At 37.8% G+C, this 16,125-nt stretch carries 15 protein-coding genes, 1 tRNA gene, 1 other RNA gene and 1 other annotated feature; of the genes, 13 read left to right on the top strand and 4 right to left on the bottom strand.

Features of this window, described 5'->3' with window-relative positions; translation table 11 throughout:
- Nucleotides 1-363: 363 nt before the first annotated feature.
- Entirely contained in the window at nt 364-1,353 is a 990-nt protein-coding gene (locus BTHG_RS23740; RefSeq protein ID WP_010285604.1) for a YaaC family protein, read from the bottom strand.
- A gap of 160 nt (nt 1,354-1,513) precedes the next feature.
- Here BTHG_RS23740 and guaB point away from each other — a divergent pair, with 160 nt between their 5' ends.
- The 6 genes from guaB to BTHG_RS23710 all read left to right on the top strand — a co-directional run bounded on the left by guaB (nt 1,514) and on the right by BTHG_RS23710 (nt 8,092).
- Complete coding sequence (gene guaB / locus BTHG_RS23735; RefSeq protein ID WP_010285603.1) at nt 1,514-2,980, top strand: IMP dehydrogenase; 1,467 nt, start codon at nt 1,514-1,516, stop codon at nt 2,978-2,980.
- Between the two features lie 136 nt (nt 2,981-3,116).
- Nucleotides 3,117-4,466 carry a D-alanyl-D-alanine carboxypeptidase family protein gene (locus BTHG_RS23730; protein WP_010285602.1) on the top strand — a complete coding sequence of 450 codons (1,350 nt, stop codon included), beginning with the start codon at nt 3,117-3,119 and terminating at the stop codon, nt 4,464-4,466.
- 206 nt (nt 4,467-4,672) lie between these two features.
- Entirely contained in the window at nt 4,673-5,557 is an 885-nt protein-coding gene (gene pdxS, locus BTHG_RS23725; protein WP_010285601.1) for a pyridoxal 5'-phosphate synthase lyase subunit PdxS, read from the top strand.
- A gap of 18 nt (nt 5,558-5,575) precedes the next feature.
- Nucleotides 5,576-6,166 (top strand): pyridoxal 5'-phosphate synthase glutaminase subunit PdxT, encoded by a 591-nt coding sequence (gene pdxT, locus BTHG_RS23720; RefSeq protein WP_010285599.1) that lies wholly within the window; start codon nt 5,576-5,578, stop codon nt 6,164-6,166.
- Between the two features lie 37 nt (nt 6,167-6,203).
- Nucleotides 6,204-6,420, top strand: a binding site (T-box leader).
- A gap of 192 nt (nt 6,421-6,612) precedes the next feature.
- Complete coding sequence (gene serS / locus BTHG_RS23715; protein ID WP_010285597.1) at nt 6,613-7,893, top strand: serine--tRNA ligase; 1,281 nt, start codon at nt 6,613-6,615, stop codon at nt 7,891-7,893.
- A gap of 106 nt (nt 7,894-7,999) precedes the next feature.
- A tRNA-Ser gene (locus tag BTHG_RS23710) sits at nt 8,000-8,092 on the top strand.
- Nucleotides 8,093-8,229: 137 nt separating this feature from the next.
- Here the strand turns inward: BTHG_RS23710 and BTHG_RS23705 are convergent.
- The 3 genes from BTHG_RS23705 to BTHG_RS23695 all read right to left on the bottom strand — a co-directional run bounded on the left by BTHG_RS23705 (nt 8,230) and on the right by BTHG_RS23695 (nt 11,046).
- A complete protein-coding gene (locus tag BTHG_RS23705; RefSeq protein ID WP_010285595.1) occupies nt 8,230-8,898 on the bottom strand; it encodes a deoxynucleoside kinase in 669 nt (222 codons plus the stop codon).
- Nucleotides 8,885-9,541: a deoxynucleoside kinase gene (locus tag BTHG_RS23700; RefSeq protein WP_010285593.1), complete on the bottom strand. Its 657-nt coding sequence runs from the start codon at nt 9,539-9,541 to the stop codon at nt 8,885-8,887. Before BTHG_RS23700 ends, BTHG_RS23705 begins: the two co-directional genes overlap by 14 nt.
- 218 nt (nt 9,542-9,759) lie before the next feature.
- Nucleotides 9,760-11,046 carry a glycoside hydrolase family 18 protein gene (locus BTHG_RS23695; protein WP_010285591.1) on the bottom strand — a complete coding sequence of 429 codons (1,287 nt, stop codon included), beginning with the start codon at nt 11,044-11,046 and terminating at the stop codon, nt 9,760-9,762.
- Between the two features lie 114 nt (nt 11,047-11,160).
- On the opposite strand from BTHG_RS23695, the gene tadA reads away from it, so the two are divergent.
- The 7 genes from tadA to BTHG_RS23665 all read left to right on the top strand — a co-directional run bounded on the left by tadA (nt 11,161) and on the right by BTHG_RS23665 (nt 15,877).
- Complete coding sequence (tadA, locus tag BTHG_RS23690; RefSeq protein WP_010285589.1) at nt 11,161-11,670, top strand: tRNA adenosine(34) deaminase TadA; 510 nt, start codon at nt 11,161-11,163, stop codon at nt 11,668-11,670.
- Nucleotides 11,671-11,935: 265 nt separating this feature from the next.
- An RNA gene (gene ffs / locus BTHG_RS26440) (signal recognition particle sRNA large type) lies at nt 11,936-12,200 on the top strand.
- Nucleotides 12,201-12,335: 135 nt separating this feature from the next.
- Nucleotides 12,336-14,024: a DNA polymerase III subunit gamma/tau gene (dnaX, locus tag BTHG_RS23685; RefSeq protein ID WP_010285587.1), complete on the top strand. Its 1,689-nt coding sequence runs from the start codon at nt 12,336-12,338 to the stop codon at nt 14,022-14,024.
- Nucleotides 14,025-14,057: 33 nt separating this feature from the next.
- Complete coding sequence (locus BTHG_RS26525; protein ID WP_010285585.1) at nt 14,058-14,378, top strand: YbaB/EbfC family nucleoid-associated protein; 321 nt, start codon at nt 14,058-14,060, stop codon at nt 14,376-14,378.
- 266 nt (nt 14,379-14,644) lie between these two features.
- Complete coding sequence (gene recR, locus BTHG_RS23675; protein ID WP_010285583.1) at nt 14,645-15,241, top strand: recombination mediator RecR; 597 nt, start codon at nt 14,645-14,647, stop codon at nt 15,239-15,241.
- Between the two features lie 10 nt (nt 15,242-15,251).
- The gene (locus BTHG_RS23670) at nt 15,252-15,464 is read left to right on the top strand and encodes a YaaL family protein (protein WP_010285580.1); all 213 of its coding nucleotides are present in this window, start codon (nt 15,252-15,254) and stop codon (nt 15,462-15,464) included.
- Between the two features lie 146 nt (nt 15,465-15,610).
- A complete protein-coding gene (locus tag BTHG_RS23665) occupies nt 15,611-15,877 on the top strand; it encodes a pro-sigmaK processing inhibitor BofA family protein (RefSeq protein WP_010285578.1) in 267 nt (88 codons plus the stop codon).
- Nucleotides 15,878-16,125 lie beyond the last annotated feature (248 nt).

The raw sequence follows: 16,125 nt of genomic DNA, 5'->3' as shown, positions 1-16,125 counted from the left end.
GTTTAAAAGAATAACTCAGTAAATCTGGCTATAATACGATTTGTATGATAAATATGGTCGATAAGAATGATAAGAACCTTAATCGAAATATCGCACAGCTGAGTAACAATATGTGGTATACCACAAAAAACATAAACGGTATACCACCAAAACCGAGAAACGATAAATGATATACCGAAAACGGCTTAATCGATATATCGCGCATCCGAGATACAATAAATGGTATACCGCAAATGACATAAACGGTATACCATCAAGCCGAGAAACGATAAATGATTTCTCGAAAACGGACTAATCGGTATATCACGCACCGGGAAACAATAAATGATATACCGCAACCACCACAAACATTAAAAGTCCCCTCTATATCCCATCAATTTTCTCCTTTAAAAATAAATAAAGCAGAAAGGGTACTTTATCTGCTGAAATCGCTAAAAACTGCCTAATAAACGGATAATCATTGCTAGAGTAGGAATGAAGCAGTTCACTCCACCATTCAGTCTCATATCTTGAAATCATACTTAGATTATATAGCAACAAGTAATGTGTCATGATTTCAGGAAAGAACGTTAGTAGTTCCCGTTCCTTTGGAAGATAGTAGGTGTTTTCATATAGATGATAAAGCAGTGGAGAACTAGAAAGTGGCAAAAGAAACTTCGCCTTATTAATTTTTAAGGAGATGAGTTCTTGTTCTTTATCCTCTGTGTCTCCGATTATCGAAGTTGAAAATGGTAGTGTGTGTTCAATAAAATCCAAAAATCTTCGTGATGTCATATGATAACTATCTAGAGCTGCATTTGGAATAGTTAATATATTCTCGTTCGAAATGGGTGTTTCTAAATATAAATTTTGTTGAAAATGCAAGGTAAATAAATTTTGTAATTCAGGCACTCTTTTGAAAAGTTGCTCCATAGTGAACTTTTCACCTTCCATTTGTTTCACATGAAACATTCGTTCAGAAAAGTGTGAAAATAATCCGTTTTTTTGTACCTTTACTTCATCATGAAAAAACTCATAGCTCTGCTTTTTTCTTTTTCTAGTTGAGACTCCATGAGCAAGCACGGAGGTTGATTCAGGGTATTGAGGATCAACCGTCAGTAGACAGGCCTTTAACAATTGAACCATTCCATAGAAAAGCAAAACTGGTTTAATGGATAATGGAGCATTTTGGGAAAGCTGGTAGTAATTTTGACCATGTTCTAGATAATAAATAAAGGGATAACTGTTTTCATAACTTTTTTGATCTGCGTCCTTCACGTCTGCCTTTTTATAGCATTGTTGAAGTAAGTGTTGTGTTGTATTTGCAGCATGAAGTGCATTAAATGATTGCCAAATAAAACGATAGTCAAACAAATTAGAAACCTCCAATTAAAAGCGAAAAAAGTGCAAAACTTAAAGTGAATGAGATAATGTAAAACTCTGAATTATTAAACTTATCGTTCGTTTCTTGACAGTAGTTTACCCAGTTGATAATCTACTAATAATATTTTGCAATCGAAGGGGGATTTATTACATGTGGGAAACAAAGTTTGCTAAAGAAGGATTAACATTTGATGATGTATTGCTCTTACCGGCTAAGTCTGAAGTATTACCTAAGGATGTAAATCTTGGAGTTGCATTAACAGAGACTCTTAAGTTAAATATTCCAATTATCAGCGCGGGTATGGACACTGTTACAGAGCATGAAATGGCAATTGCGATGGCACGCCAAGGTGGATTAGGAGTTATTCATAAGAATATGTCTATCGAACAACAGGCTGAGCAAGTTGATAAAGTAAAGCGTTCGGAAAGTGGCGTTATTACAGATCCATTTTTTCTAACTCCAAGCCATCAAGTATTTGATGCAGAGCATTTAATGGGAAAATATCGTATTTCAGGTGTCCCAATTGTAAATAATCCACAAGAACAAATCTTGGTTGGTATTATTACCAATCGTGACCTTCGTTTTATTCAAGATTATTCCATTCAAATTTCTGATGTTATGACAAAGGAAAATCTCGTGACTGCCCCTGTTGGTACGACTTTAGAACAGGCAGAAAAGATTTTACAAAAGTATAAAATTGAAAAACTTCCACTTGTGGATGAGAGTGGTGTATTAAAAGGACTCATTACGATTAAGGATATTGAAAAAGTAATTGAGTTTCCGAATTCTGCAAAGGATGCACAAGGACGTTTATTAGTAGGTGCAGCAGTTGGTGTTACGAAAGATACTATCCTTCGAGTTGCAAAACTTGTTGATGCTGGAGTCGATGCTGTTGTTGTTGATACAGCTCATGGCCATTCTGCAGGGGTTCTTGAAACTGTAAAAACAATTCGAGAAGCATATCCAAACTTAAATATTATCGCTGGTAATGTTGCAACAGCAGAAGCGACTCGCGCTCTCATTGAAGCTGGTGCTAGCGTCGTTAAAGTGGGAATAGGACCTGGTTCTATTTGTACAACGCGTGTTGTTGCAGGTGTGGGTGTTCCACAGATTACAGCCATTTATGATTGTGCAACAGAAGCAAGAAAACATGGTGTTTCAATTATTGCAGACGGCGGTATTAAATTCTCAGGAGACATCGTTAAAGCATTAGCTGCTGGAGGACACGTAGTAATGCTTGGTAGCCTACTTGCTGGTGTATCAGAAAGCCCAGGTGAAACAGAGATTTTCCAAGGACGTCGCTTCAAAGTATATCGCGGTATGGGATCTGTCGCTGCGATGGAAAAAGGAAGTAAAGACCGTTATTTCCAAGAGGATGCGAAAAAATTTGTTCCTGAAGGTATTGAAGGTCGTCTTCCATACAAAGGCCCACTTACAGATACGATTTATCAACTAATTGGTGGTATTCGTTCTGGTATGGGATATTGCGGTACAAAGAATTTAGAAGAGCTAAGAGAAAAGGCTCAATTTATTAAAATGACAGGTGCAGGATTACGTGAGAGCCATCCGCATGATGTACAGATTACAAAAGAAGCACCTAACTATTCAACCTTATAAGATAAATTTCGACAAAATAATCCATTGGTAGGATTTTTACAATCTGGTAGATAGAGTCATGCACTCTATCTATTTTTTTGGAAGCCGATATGTTAAAATGATTTTTGTGTGTAATACGAAAGTGGAGGTTTAAAACGTGAAAAAACAAACACAAAAAAGATTGATTTTAAGTATACTAGCAGTCTTTTTGCTATCGCTAATTGTGGGGCAAGTACCTCAAGTAAAGGCGGCGTCTGCTCTTGATATAAATGTAAAAAGTGCAATATTGATTGATGCAAATACAGGTAAAATCTTATATGAAAAGAATGCGGATCAGGCAGCTCCAATTGCAAGTATGGTAAAAATGATGACTGAGTACTTAGTATTGGAAGCTATTTCTGAAGGCAGGCTTTCGTGGGACCAAACTACTCAAATAAGTCAATATGCATATGATATATCTGCAAATAATAACTTTTCTGGTGTTGGTTTAAGGTTAAATCACGATTATACAGTTGAAGAACTTTATAAAGCTATGGCAATCTACTCAGATAATGCAACGACGATTACTTTAGCAGAACTACTAGCTGGTACTGAAGGTGAATTTGTTAAGCTAATGAATAAAAAGGCAGAAGAATTAGGTCTTCCAAACTATGAGTTTGTAAATAGCACAGGTTTATCAAATTCAATGCTAGGTGACAATTATCCAGAAGGTACAAGTCCTGATGGAGATAATATGCTTTCGGCAGAATCTGTTGCTTTATTAGCTTACTCACTAATCAAGAATTATCCTGAAGTATTGGAAATTTCAAGCATTCCACGAATCGACTTTTATGGGGAAAAATTAAATAACTGGAACTGGATGTTAAAACATGATCCGAAGGTGTCTCCATACCTTGCAGATTTCTATTATGAGGGTATGGATGGATTAAAAACAGGTAACACACCTGCAGCTGGTTACTGTTTCACAGGAACAGCTGAACGTGATGGAAAGAGATTAATTTCAGTTGTAATGGGTGCATCAAGTGAGCCAGAGCGTTTTAAAGAAACAAGTAAACTATTAGATTATGGTTTTAATAATTTTGAACAAATTGAAGTTTACCCAGAAGGCTATCAATCAAAGGGTAAAAAAGAATTAAAGGTTGTTAAAGGAAAAGAAAAAGAAGTAGAAATTTCAACTAAAGCACCTGTGAAATTATTAGTTAAAAAGGGTACAGATAAATCAGCATTCAAAGCAAAATATGTGTATGACAAAAAGGTAGTTTCTAAGGACAAAGAAATAACTGCACCATTTAAAAAGGGAACAAAGGTTGGTAACATGGTTGTTTCCTATGATGGAGATGATTTAGGATATATTACATCAAATGGTGACGATAAATTACAAGTTCCACTTGTGACAGATACAGGTGTAGAAAAGACAAACTGGTTCGTTCTCATGATGAGAGGAATTGGTGGATTCTTTGGTGATATTTGGTCAAGTGTTGCAAATACAGTAAAAGGTTGGTTTTAATAAAACCATGTAGCCTGCTTCTATTAATAGAGGCAGGCTTTTTAAAATTTTTCCATCCGGTACTATTTTGGTATAATTACTAGGAAATAAGAAAATTCTGCGTTAAAATAGTAGTAAGATAAAATTTTTAATTGGCATTTACTATCTATCAAAATATGGTATGATAATGCCTATAAATTGCTAACTTTCATGTAGGAGGAATCGTAATGGCGAATACAGGTACAGATCGAGTAAAACGAGGAATGGCTGAAATGCAAAAGGGCGGCGTTATTATGGATGTTGTCAATGCAGAACAAGCTAAAATAGCAGAGGAAGCAGGTGCTGTAGCGGTCATGGCATTAGAGCGAGTGCCAGCTGATATACGTGCTGCAGGTGGAGTTGCTAGAATGGCAGATCCAACAATAGTTGAGCAAGTAATGAATGCTGTTACAATTCCAGTTATGGCAAAGGCTCGTATTGGACATATTGTAGAGGCTAGAGTATTAGAGGCTCTAGGTGTTGACTATATTGATGAGAGTGAAGTACTAACTCCTGCAGACGAGGAGTTCCATTTAAATAAGCGTGAATACACTGTTCCGTTTGTATGTGGATGCCGTGATTTAGGTGAAGCGACTCGCCGAATTGCAGAAGGTGCATCTATGCTTCGTACTAAGGGTGAGCCTGGAACTGGTAATATTGTAGAAGCTGTAAGACATATGAGAAAAGTGAATGCTCAAATTCGTAAGGTTGTTGGCATGAGTGAAGATGAGCTTATGACTGAAGCGAAAAATTTAGGTGCTCCATATGAACTATTACTTCAAATTAAACAAGAAGGTCGCCTACCGGTTGTTAACTTTGCTGCAGGTGGTGTAGCAACACCAGCAGATGCAGCGTTAATGATGCAACTTGGAGCAGACGGAGTATTTGTAGGTTCTGGTATCTTTAAATCAGATAACCCTGCAAAATTTGCTCGTGCAATTGTAGAAGCAACTACTCATTATCAAGATTATGAATTAATTGCCCAACTATCTAAAGGTTTAGGAAATGCCATGAAAGGTATTGAAATTTCATCATTATTACCAGAACAACGCATGCAAGAACGAGGCTGGTAAGTAAGAGGGTGTTCAGACATGGTTAAAATCGGAGTATTAGGCCTGCAAGGTGCAGTTAGAGAACATATTCGTTCAATTGAAGCTTCTGGAGCAGAAGCAGTCATCGTAAAAAAAGTCGAACAGCTTGATGAAATTGACGGACTGATTATCCCTGGTGGGGAAAGCACAACAATGCGTCGCTTAATTGATAAATATAGTTTCATGGAACCCCTTCGTTCATTTGCTAAACAAGGGAAGCCGATGTTTGGAACATGTGCAGGGTTAATCCTTCTTGCAAAGAATCTTGTTGACTATAAGGAGCCACATCTTGGTCTTATGGATGTATCGGTTGAGCGAAACTCATTTGGCCGTCAACGTGAGAGCTTTGAAGCTGAGCTAATGATTCCAGGAATCGCTGAGGACTTTGTTGGTGTCTTTATTCGCGCGCCACATATTGTAGAAGCAGGAGAAAATGTTGAAATTCTTGCAAAACATGATGGTAGAATTGTTGCAGCACGTGAAGGTCAATTTTTAGGCTGTTCCTTCCATCCAGAATTAACGGATGACCATCGTTTTACAAAGTATTTTGTGAAAATGGTGGAAGAGTCAAAAGTGAAAAACCTTGTATAAACGGTTAAAACATGGTAAAACTTATTATAAATAAAAAAGTAAATCTATGATAGGAACTAGTAACTAGTCATTTTTCTTTAGAGAGTCGGTGGTTGGTGGAAACCGATGAAAAAGACTTGTGAATCCATCCTTGAGTGAAATACTGAAGCATGCACTTTTAGTAGGTATTTTCGGTGAATCCGTTATCTTTTTCAAGAGGAGGATACATGTATCCTCAACTAGGGTGGTAACGCGGGTTAACTCTCGTCCCTTTTTTAGGGGACGGGAGTTTTTTATTTGCGTAACTGTCGTTAAGCGGCAAATTTCTTCGTTAGCTTGGTTCTCTGGTCCTCACGTAGATTAAACTACGCTCCAGTCCCCGAACCTGCGCCGCCTTGAAACTCTTACTTCTAGGGATGGACTACACTTGTTGCTGCTAACTACATAGATATTAGGAGGTTTTAGTGATGTTAGATATTAAATTTTTACGAAGTCATTTTGATGAGGTAAAGGAAAAACTTAAGTTTCGTGGTGAGGACTTAACAGACCTTGGGCGATTTGAGGAATTGGACAAAACACGCCGTGATCTCATTGCAAAAACAGAAGAGCTCAAAAGCCGAAGAAATGAGGTATCTGGTCAAATTGCAATTCTAAAAAGAGAGAAAAAGGATGCCGAGTCTCTTATTTTAGAAATGCGTGAAGTTGGAGATAAAATTAAGGAATTGGATACAGAATTACGGAGTGTAGAAGAACAACTAGAACATCTTATGTTATCTATACCAAATATACCTCATGAAAGTGTACCTATTGGTGAGTCTGAAGATGATAATGTTGAAATTCGCAAGTGGGGTGAGCTCCCTGAGTTTGGTTTTGAACCGAAGCCTCATTGGGAAGTTGCTGATCAACTTGAGATTTTAGACTTTGAACGTGCAGGAAAAGTAACTGGAAGTCGTTTTGTATTTTATAAGGGGCTTGGGGCAAGACTTGAAAGAGCATTATTTAATTTTATGTTAGACCTTCATGTAGAGGAACATGGGTATGAGGAAGTAATCCCTCCATATTTAGTGAATCGCACAAGTATGACAGGTACTGGCCAGCTTCCAAAGTTTGAAGAGGATGCCTTCTTAATTGAAAGTGAAGATTATTTTTTAATTCCAACTGCAGAGGTTCCAATAACAAATCTTCATCGTGATGAGATTTTAAGTGGTGAACAACTACCAATTAACTACGCAGCATTTAGTGCTTGTTTCCGTTCAGAAGCAGGTTCTGCTGGAAGAGATACAAGAGGCCTAATTCGTCAGCATCAGTTTAATAAAGTTGAATTAGTAAAATTTGTGAAGCCAGAAGATTCTTATGCCGAATTAGAAAAATTAACAGGTAATGCTGAAAAAGTGCTTCAATTATTAGGTCTTCCATATCGTGTATTAAACATGTGTAGTGCTGATTTAGGCTTTACTGCCGCAAAGAAGTATGACATTGAAGTATGGCTTCCAAGCTATGGAACGTACCGTGAAATTTCTTCTTGTAGTAATTTTGAGTCATTCCAGGCAAGGCGAGCAAATATTCGCTTCCGTCGTGATAGAGACTCTAAGCCTGAACATGTTCATACATTAAATGGCTCTGGACTTGCAATTGGTCGGACTGTTGCTGCCATCCTAGAAAATTACCAACAAGAAGATGGGACAGTCTTGATTCCTGAAGTGCTTCGTCCATATATGAGAAATAAGGAAGTTATTGGTCCGAAATAAGCAAAAAAAAGGAGGTTAGGATTTATAATAATCCTAACCTCAATAAAAATTAAAAATAATGTTGACAACCAAATTCATTCTATGGTATATTAATTTTTGTCGATACGGAGGAATACCCAAGTCCGGCTGAAGGGATCGGTCTTGAAAACCGACAGGGGTGTTAAAGCCCGCGGGGGTTCGAATCCCTCTTCCTCCGCCATAATTAAAAATAATACTAGCGCATAAAGTATTGGAGATGAGCTCGTTACTATTTATAGTAACGAGCTTTTTACTTTTTATATATAAACATGTAAAAAAAGGAACCCCTTTTGAGAGATTTACTCAAAAGGGGTATTTTTAGCTTTTTAAAAGCTCGGTTTGTCGGATGAAAGTTGAAATCTTTTCAACAACCGGTTCAATGGAACCTTTATCTTGTACAATATCATAATCATTGATGTTTAATCGAAGCACTGGGCATGCATTGAAATTATTAATCCATTTTTCATAACGGCCATGCATTTCTTCCCAATAAGATATAGGGGTTTGCTGCTCCATTGGTCTTCCACGTTCCTGAATGCGACTGATAATATCATCAAGGCTACCTTCTAGATAAATTAATAAAGTCGGATGAGGAAAATACGGTGTCATCACCATTGCATCAAAAAGGTTAGTATAAGTCTCATAGTCAACAGGTGCCATTGTTCCTTTTTCATAATGCATTCTTGCGAAAATACCAGTATCCTCATAGATTGATCGGTCTTGGATAAACCCACCGCCATATTCAAAAATCTTCTTTTGCTCTTTGAAACGCTCTGCAAGGAAATAGATTTGAAGATGGAAGCTCCATCTTTCAAAGTCAGCATAAAACCGGTCTAAATATGGATTTGTGTCAACTTTTTCAAAGGAGGTTCTAAATCCTAGTGCATCAGCAAGAGTTTTTGTCATGGTGGATTTCCCTACACCAACTGTTCCGGCAACGGTAATTACTGCATTACTTGGGATATCATATTTATTACGCAAGTTCATTATGTCTAACTCCTTTTTCAAGAATGATGTCTTCTATTTCTGATAGGATTTTGTGTAAGTGTTCTTTGTTCTGAACAAAATCAAACTGGTCTCCATTAAAACGAATCACAGGAATATCTGGGTGGGATTTTTCAAATTGTGCCATTGATTGCTCATAATCCATACTTAATTGACTAAGATATGCAGGATCAATATTTTTTTCAATGTCCCTACCGCGCATTTCAATCCGATCTAATAAGGTATCCAGGCTTGCATGTAAATAAACTACAACATTTGGAACAGGCATGTCCGCCGTTAAAATATCATAAATTTGCAGGTATTTTTGAAACTGATGAGCTTTTAATGTACGCTCAGCAAAAATAAGGTTTTTGAATATATGATAATCCGCAACAACGGGTTGGTCTTTTTCTAGGTAAAATTGGTTAATGTCCTCAAGTTGCTTATATCGGTTGCAAAGGAAAAACATTTCTGTTTGAAAGCTCCATTCATCGATATTGGTATAAAATTTTCCTAAGAATGGATTTTCATCTACAATCTCTTTTAATAAGGCAAATTCAAAACGTTCTGATATGGCCTTAGCGAGTGAAGTCTTTCCAACACCGATTGGACCCTCTACTGTAATAAAAGGAATCCTACTACCCATCTTGTGTCCTCCTTACTATCCATAAAATACACAGATAAGCATTATTTTATCATAGGAAGGAGTATGATTGTTAGGTATTGTCGAAAAAACGACCTGGCAAAAATTGAGGGGAATTTAATGAAGACTTTTAATAATTGCCAAGGAAATGAGTTTTTTCTTTCTAGGTAATGGGAGTAAATAAAAAGGAACCCGAATAATCGAGTTCCAATGAAACGTTTTTATCGTTTAACAACTTCAAAGTTATTTGTAATTAACAGCCAGTTCTGAGGGAAAGGAAGACCTAACTTCCAGTAGCTTATCCCCCTTAGATTGAGTTCCTTAATTAAATCAAACTTCGCTTGAATACTTCTTGCATCTTCAAACCAGACTTTATGTTGTTTTCCTGCTGAGTCCGTATAATCAAAATGAGGGGCCTGGGCCTTTGTATCATATTGAATTGGAACATTATTTTGTTTAGCGATTTCTATCGCTCTCTGCGGGCTGACAGCCTTAGCGTATTGACCACCTTGCACAAATGGTAGTGTCCAATCATAACCATAGAGATTTTGACCCATCATAATTTTTGATGAAGGCATTTCAGTAATCGCATATTCAAGAACCTCCCGAACAGGTCCAATCGGTGAGACCGCCATCGGTGGTCCACCGCTATACCCCCATTCGTAGGTCATGATAACAACAAAGTCGACAATTTCTCCATGAGCCTTGTAATCGTGAGCTTCATACCAATCTCCTTTTTGTTCAGCGCTTGTTTTTGGAGCGAGAGCAGTAGAGAGTAGCCAGCCTTCTTGGCTAAAACGTTGCTTAGCCTTTCGTAAAAAGTTATTATACGCTTCACGGTCTTCAGGTCTTAAAAACTCCATATCAAAATGAATATCTCGGAAACCATACTTTTTAGCTGTTGCAACAATTGTGTTTAAAAGCTTATTTTGAATGTCTTCATTATTTAGTACAAGCTTACCTAATTCATTACTAAATTGGCCATTTTCTAAATTTGCAACAACCATCATTAGTGTCACATTATTAGCTTTCGCGATGCTAGAGAAATTGTTCAACGGTGGTTCCTTTAAAGTACCGTCTCGTTGTATTTGAAAATTAAAAGGGGCTAAGTAGGTTAAGTATGGAGCTGCTTGTCGTGCACTTCTTTCAAGAGCGGGACTTACTGAAGACCCTAGTGGTTCCACATAGGCATTGATTTCAGCCTTTCGTTTTGGGCGTTCAGGAATATATATTCTAAGCCCAACCTGTAATGGTCGATTAGGTGGTATTTGATTGATTTGTGCTAATTGCTGATAATTAACCCCAAATTTATTCGCGATGGACCAAAGACTATCACCGGGCTGTACCCAATAAAATTGACCAACAATAGGAATGACCATAGCCTGACCGACCACTAGGTTATTAGGATCAGGAATTTGATTGGCACGGACAATTTCATCCACAGTCGTTCCATATGCTTGTGCGATTCCTGATATGGATTGACCCTGTCTGACAACATGAATTTGCATGTTTGACCTCCTCATTCTACAATCTAGGTAACACACCTTTATTACTCTATGAGAGAATAATGAAGATAATGCTTGGATAAGCGCCTAAATGCCTAGTAAGGAGTATATAATTTGATGAAGTCTGACGAGTTTTATATGAAATTGGCTATTGAAGAAGCAAAAAGGGCAGCAGAAATAAATGAAGTGCCTATCGGAGCGGTGCTGGTGAGTAATGACGAGGTGATTGCAACCGCTCATAATCTTCGAGAAACAGAGCAACGTTCAATTGCTCATGCAGAACTGCTTGTAATAGATGAAGCGTGTAGACGTACAGGCTCCTGGAGATTGGAGAACGCGACATTGTATGTTACCCTCGAACCATGTGCAATGTGCTCAGGCGCTATTGTATTATCTCGCGTCAATCGGGTGGTTTACGGAGCTAGTGATCCAAAGGGCGGCTGTGCAGGAACGTTGATGAACCTTTTACAGGAAAAGAGGTTTAATCATCAAGCAGAGGTACTATCAGGTGTCTGTGAGGAAGAATGCGGTCAGTTGTTAAGCTCCTTTTTTAGAGGGATTCGAGAGAGAAAGAAGAAAGAAAAAGTTAACTATATTCAGCAGAAATCAGCCACTAGTAATGAATGAAGTTAAAGCTTCTGGCGGATACTACGATTTTTCGAAGGAAGTTTTTCAAGCAGTAAGATCAATGACTAAATAAGCCGTATCCTATGACAATGTCTTTAAGAATCACTTCCTGAGAGCCTAAAAGTCATGCGCAAAAACACCTTGGTGTATATGATTATGGAACAACTTGAAAAAACTTACAGTTGGTATCGATTGATTTTTTTTGAATGAGCCGTTATACTAAGAATGTGTCACAAAGACACCAAACAATTTGGTATCAATTTTGCCGTGCTAAGCGGGGAGGTAGCGGTGCCCTGTACTCGCAATCCGCTCTAGCGAGGCCGAATCCCTTCATAGAGGGTAGTTATTGTAGGGTCTGCCTCAAGTAAGTAGTGTTGACGTCTGGGTCCTACGCAATGGGAACCCGTGAACCCTGTCAGATCCGGAAGGAAGCAGCAGTAAGCGGACTCTCCCATGTGCCGTAGGGTTGCCTGGACCGAGCTAACTGCTTGAGTAACGCCTGGGGTAACTATTCGACGGAAGGTGCACGGCAGTTATACTACATAAAACAACTCACTCATTTGAGTGGGTTTTTTATTTTTTCTGTGAATGATATAATCGCTTTGTACAGAATATTCACTTCCTGTATAATAAGAATTGGATAAAAAGAAGGAGGGGCAATATTAATGGCATATCAAGCATTATACCGTGTCTTTCGACCACAAACATTTCATGACGTGGTTGGACAAGAACATATAACCAAAACCTTGCAGAATGCCCTTCTTCAAGAAAAGTTCTCACATGCTTATCTTTTCTCGGGGCCAAGAGGAACCGGGAAAACGAGTGCTGCGAAAATTTTTGCAAAAGCGGTCAACTGTGAACATTCTCCTGTTGCTGAACCGTGTAATGAGTGTGCAGCATGTAGAGGAATTACCGATGGCTCAATTGCAGATGTGATTGAAATTGATGCTGCATCGAATAATGGAGTAGATGAAATAAGAGATATTCGCGATAAAGTGAAGTATGCTCCAAGTGTTGTAAGGTATAAAGTATATATCATCGATGAAGTACATATGCTTTCAATCGGTGCCTTTAATGCATTACTAAAAACGTTAGAGGAACCTCCAAAACATGTCATTTTTATTTTAGCAACGACGGAACCACATAAAATACCACTTACAATCATCTCAAGATGCCAGCGCTTTGATTTCCGTAGGATTACTACTCAAGCAATTGTTGGACGAATGAAGACAATCATTGCCGAACAAAACGTGTCTGTTGATGATCAAGCACTCTATGTGATTGCAAGAGCAGCCGAAGGTGGTATGCGGGATGCGTTAAGTTTGCTAGATCAAGCGATTTCGTTTAGTGACGAAAAAGTCAAGCTTGAGGATGTACTTGTTATTACAGGAGCTGTTTCGCAATCATTTTTAACCAATATAGTTAGGGCAATTCGTGACCGTGATGTTCGAACGGCCTTAAAGACATTGGATGAAATGATGGACCACGGAAAAGATCCGATGCGATTTATTGAAGACTTAATCTTCTATTACAGGGATATGCTCTTGTATCAAACAGCACCACAGTTAGAAGAAGTATTGGAGCGGGTTTTGGTAGACGAAGACTTTACAGAACTTGCAAAAAGTATATCAAACCATGAAATCTACGAAACCATTGATATTTTAAATCAGGCTCAGCAAGAGATGAAGTGGACCAATCATCCACGAATCTTTTTAGAGGTAGCACTTGTCAAACTGACACAAATAGAAAAACAACAAACACTTGAATCATTACCACAACTTGATGGCTTGATGAATAAGATAAATATGTTAGAATCTGAACTTGCATCCATTAAGGAAAAAGGTGTTACGGCCCACCCACAAGATGCAAAGCCAGCTGAAAAACGTCCACAAAAGTCATCAAGAAATGGGTACAGAACACCAGTTGGAAGAATAAATGAGGTTTTAAAAACTGCAACAAGGCAAAATCTTGATTTGTTAAAAGGAAAATGGGGCGAAATGTTAGAATATCTTCGCAGCCAGAATAAAGTATCTCATGCGGCCCTTTTAATTGAAAGTGAGCCAGTTGCTGCTTCTGATACTGCTTTTGTGTTAAAATTCAAATATGAAATCCATTGTAAAATGGCAACAGATAACCCAGAGGTAAAGGAAAATCTCGAAAACATTCTTTCTACATTAACTGGTCATAGGTTTGACATGATTGGTGTACCAGATGATGAGTGGGGTAAAATTAGAGAAGAGTTTATCCGTGGGCAACGTACCGATGACGATGAAAGGGTTGAGGAAACAGAAGACCCTCTTATTGCAGAAGCAATGAAGATTGTCGGTGCGGAACTTATTGAAATAAAAGAATAATAATAGAACTTTTTAAAGGAGGAAATGAACATGATGCGTGGTGGCGGAATGGGAAATATGCAAAAAATGATGAAGCAAATGCAAAAAATGCAAAAGGATATGGCAAAAGCACAGGAAGAGCTTGCTGAAAAGGTAGTAGAAGGTACTGCTGGTGGAGGCATGGTTACTGTAAAAGCAAATGGTCAAAAGGAAATTATAGATGTAATTATTAAAGAAGAGGTAGTAGATCCGGAAGATATCGAAATGCTACAAGACCTAGTTTTAGCAGCAACAAATGATGCTCTTAAGAAAATAGAAGACCTAACAAACGAAACAATGGGTCAATTTACAAAAGGAATGAATTTACCATTCTAATTTTATTTGGCTAAAATCCCTTTTTTAGTGGTGGGATCAAATGTAATAAGCGTATAAATTATAATAGTGGTTTCAAACTCTGACTGAATAAAGTTAAAGCCTCCGGCGGATGCCACGGTTTTTTAAAGGTAGTTTTTTGAGCTTAAAATCAAAGACACACCACATCCCATGGCAACGTCTTTGGAACCCACCTCGTGTGGGCCTAAAAAAATCGGGTGCAAATACGCCAAGGCGCATTTGAATCGGTTGAAAGGACCTAGATAGATATGCATTATCCTGAACCAATATCTAAGCTAATTGATAGCTTTATGAAATTGCCGGGTATCGGCCCGAAAACGGCCGTTCGTCTGGCTTTTTTTGTATTAAGTATGAAAGAGGATGTTGTTCTTGACTTCGCAAAAGCACTTGTTGATGCAAAGCGAAATCTCACATATTGTTCCAATTGCGGGCATATAACAGATAGAGATCCATGTTATATCTGTGAGGACGAGCGTCGTGATAGAACAATTATCTGTGTACTACAGGATCCTAAAGATGTGATTGCAATGGAAAAAATGAAGGAATACAATGGTTTATATCATGTCTTACACGGCGCGATCTCTCCAATGGATGGGATTGGCCCAGAGGATATCAAAATTCCTGAATTACTAAAAAGACTTCAAGATGACACTGTACAAGAAATCATATTAGCGACTAATCCAAACATTGAAGGGGAAGCTACAGCTATGTACATATCCCGTCTTCTAAAACCAACAGGAATAAAAGTCACAAGAATTGCACATGGACTACCTGTCGGTGGAGATTTAGAGTATGCCGACGAAGTAACCTTATCAAAGGCACTCGAAGGACGTCGGGAACTATAGGAGGTCTTTTATGCTTTTTAAAAAGAAGGGAAAGCTTCGTAATGAATTCAACCAAGAGCTCTTTCGTCAGTTAGAACTCGCAAAGAGGGATTGGATGAGACAAAAAAGCCTTATCGAAAAAAGTGTTGAACCTTCCGATGATATATTAAATGAACTTAAAGTTGCTGAAACTAAATACTTCTTTTTTTTACGAGAGGCAAAAAGGCGTAAAGTGTTTTTGTAAGAGAATCCTACCAAAAGGGGACTAGCCCCTAAGGTAGGGTTTTTTATTTTAATGTAGAACAGCAAATATAAATAGGACAAGAAGTTCTTAATCTCCTGTACTTACATAGAATAGTAGTACAAGTTGTGAGAAGGAGTGAAGTTTGATTGGAACCAAAAGTTGTTATAGCGATATTTGGAGGATTAATCGTGCTTGTACTTCTAATGGGAGCCCCTCTTAAACCTATTCGCTTAGTAGGACAAGTATTTGTTAAAATCCTCATTGGGGCCTTGTTTTTATTCTTTTTAAATGCATTTGGTGCTTCATTTGATTTACATGTACCCATTAATTTAGTCACATCTACGGTATCTGGCCTACTTGGCCTTCCGGGTTTAGCAGCACTTATAGTGATAGATTTGTTTATAGTAGGATAAAAAAACAAATGGTTATCATTTGTTTTTTATTATTTTATTACGCAGTTTTCTATTGTAAATGCGGTAAAAGAGCTAACCTAAAATTATTTTGATATAATTTGTTGACATTGTGTAATATAGGGTGTATATTTATATTCCTCACAGGGAATACCTTAATAAATAAGAAAAACAAAAAAAGTGTTGACTTATTTTTGTGAGGATGTTATATTAATAAAGTCGCTTCTGAGAGGCGGTTTAAAAGTTCTTTG

Source organism: Bacillus timonensis, from assembly GCF_000285535.1.
Classification (GTDB): Bacteria; Bacillota; Bacilli; order Bacillales; family Bacillaceae_L; genus Ferdinandcohnia; species Ferdinandcohnia timonensis.
The sequence above is the reverse complement of the archived record's forward strand: the minus strand, read 5'-3'. Positions and strand labels throughout refer to the sequence as shown.

Coding starts and splice junctions, on each gene's coding strand:
- guaB (WP_010285603.1), top strand. CDS start 1,514: ATGTGGGAAACAAAGTTTGCTAAAGAAGGATTAACATTTGATGATGTA.
- pdxS (WP_010285601.1), top strand. CDS start 4,673: ATGGCGAATACAGGTACAGATCGAGTAAAACGAGGAATGGCTGAAATG.
- pdxT (WP_010285599.1), top strand. CDS start 5,576: ATGGTTAAAATCGGAGTATTAGGCCTGCAAGGTGCAGTTAGAGAACAT.
- serS (WP_010285597.1), top strand. CDS start 6,613: ATGTTAGATATTAAATTTTTACGAAGTCATTTTGATGAGGTAAAGGAA.
- BTHG_RS23705 (WP_010285595.1), bottom strand. CDS start 8,898: ATGAACTTGCGTAATAAATATGATATCCCAAGTAATGCAGTAATTACC.
- BTHG_RS23700 (WP_010285593.1), bottom strand. CDS start 9,541: ATGGGTAGTAGGATTCCTTTTATTACAGTAGAGGGTCCAATCGGTGTT.
- BTHG_RS23695 (WP_010285591.1), bottom strand. CDS start 11,046: ATGCAAATTCATGTTGTCAGACAGGGTCAATCCATATCAGGAATCGCA.
- tadA (WP_010285589.1), top strand. CDS start 11,161: ATGAAGTCTGACGAGTTTTATATGAAATTGGCTATTGAAGAAGCAAAA.
- dnaX (WP_010285587.1), top strand. CDS start 12,336: ATGGCATATCAAGCATTATACCGTGTCTTTCGACCACAAACATTTCAT.
- BTHG_RS26525 (WP_010285585.1), top strand. CDS start 14,058: ATGCGTGGTGGCGGAATGGGAAATATGCAAAAAATGATGAAGCAAATG.
- recR (WP_010285583.1), top strand. CDS start 14,645: ATGCATTATCCTGAACCAATATCTAAGCTAATTGATAGCTTTATGAAA.
- BTHG_RS23670 (WP_010285580.1), top strand. CDS start 15,252: ATGCTTTTTAAAAAGAAGGGAAAGCTTCGTAATGAATTCAACCAAGAG.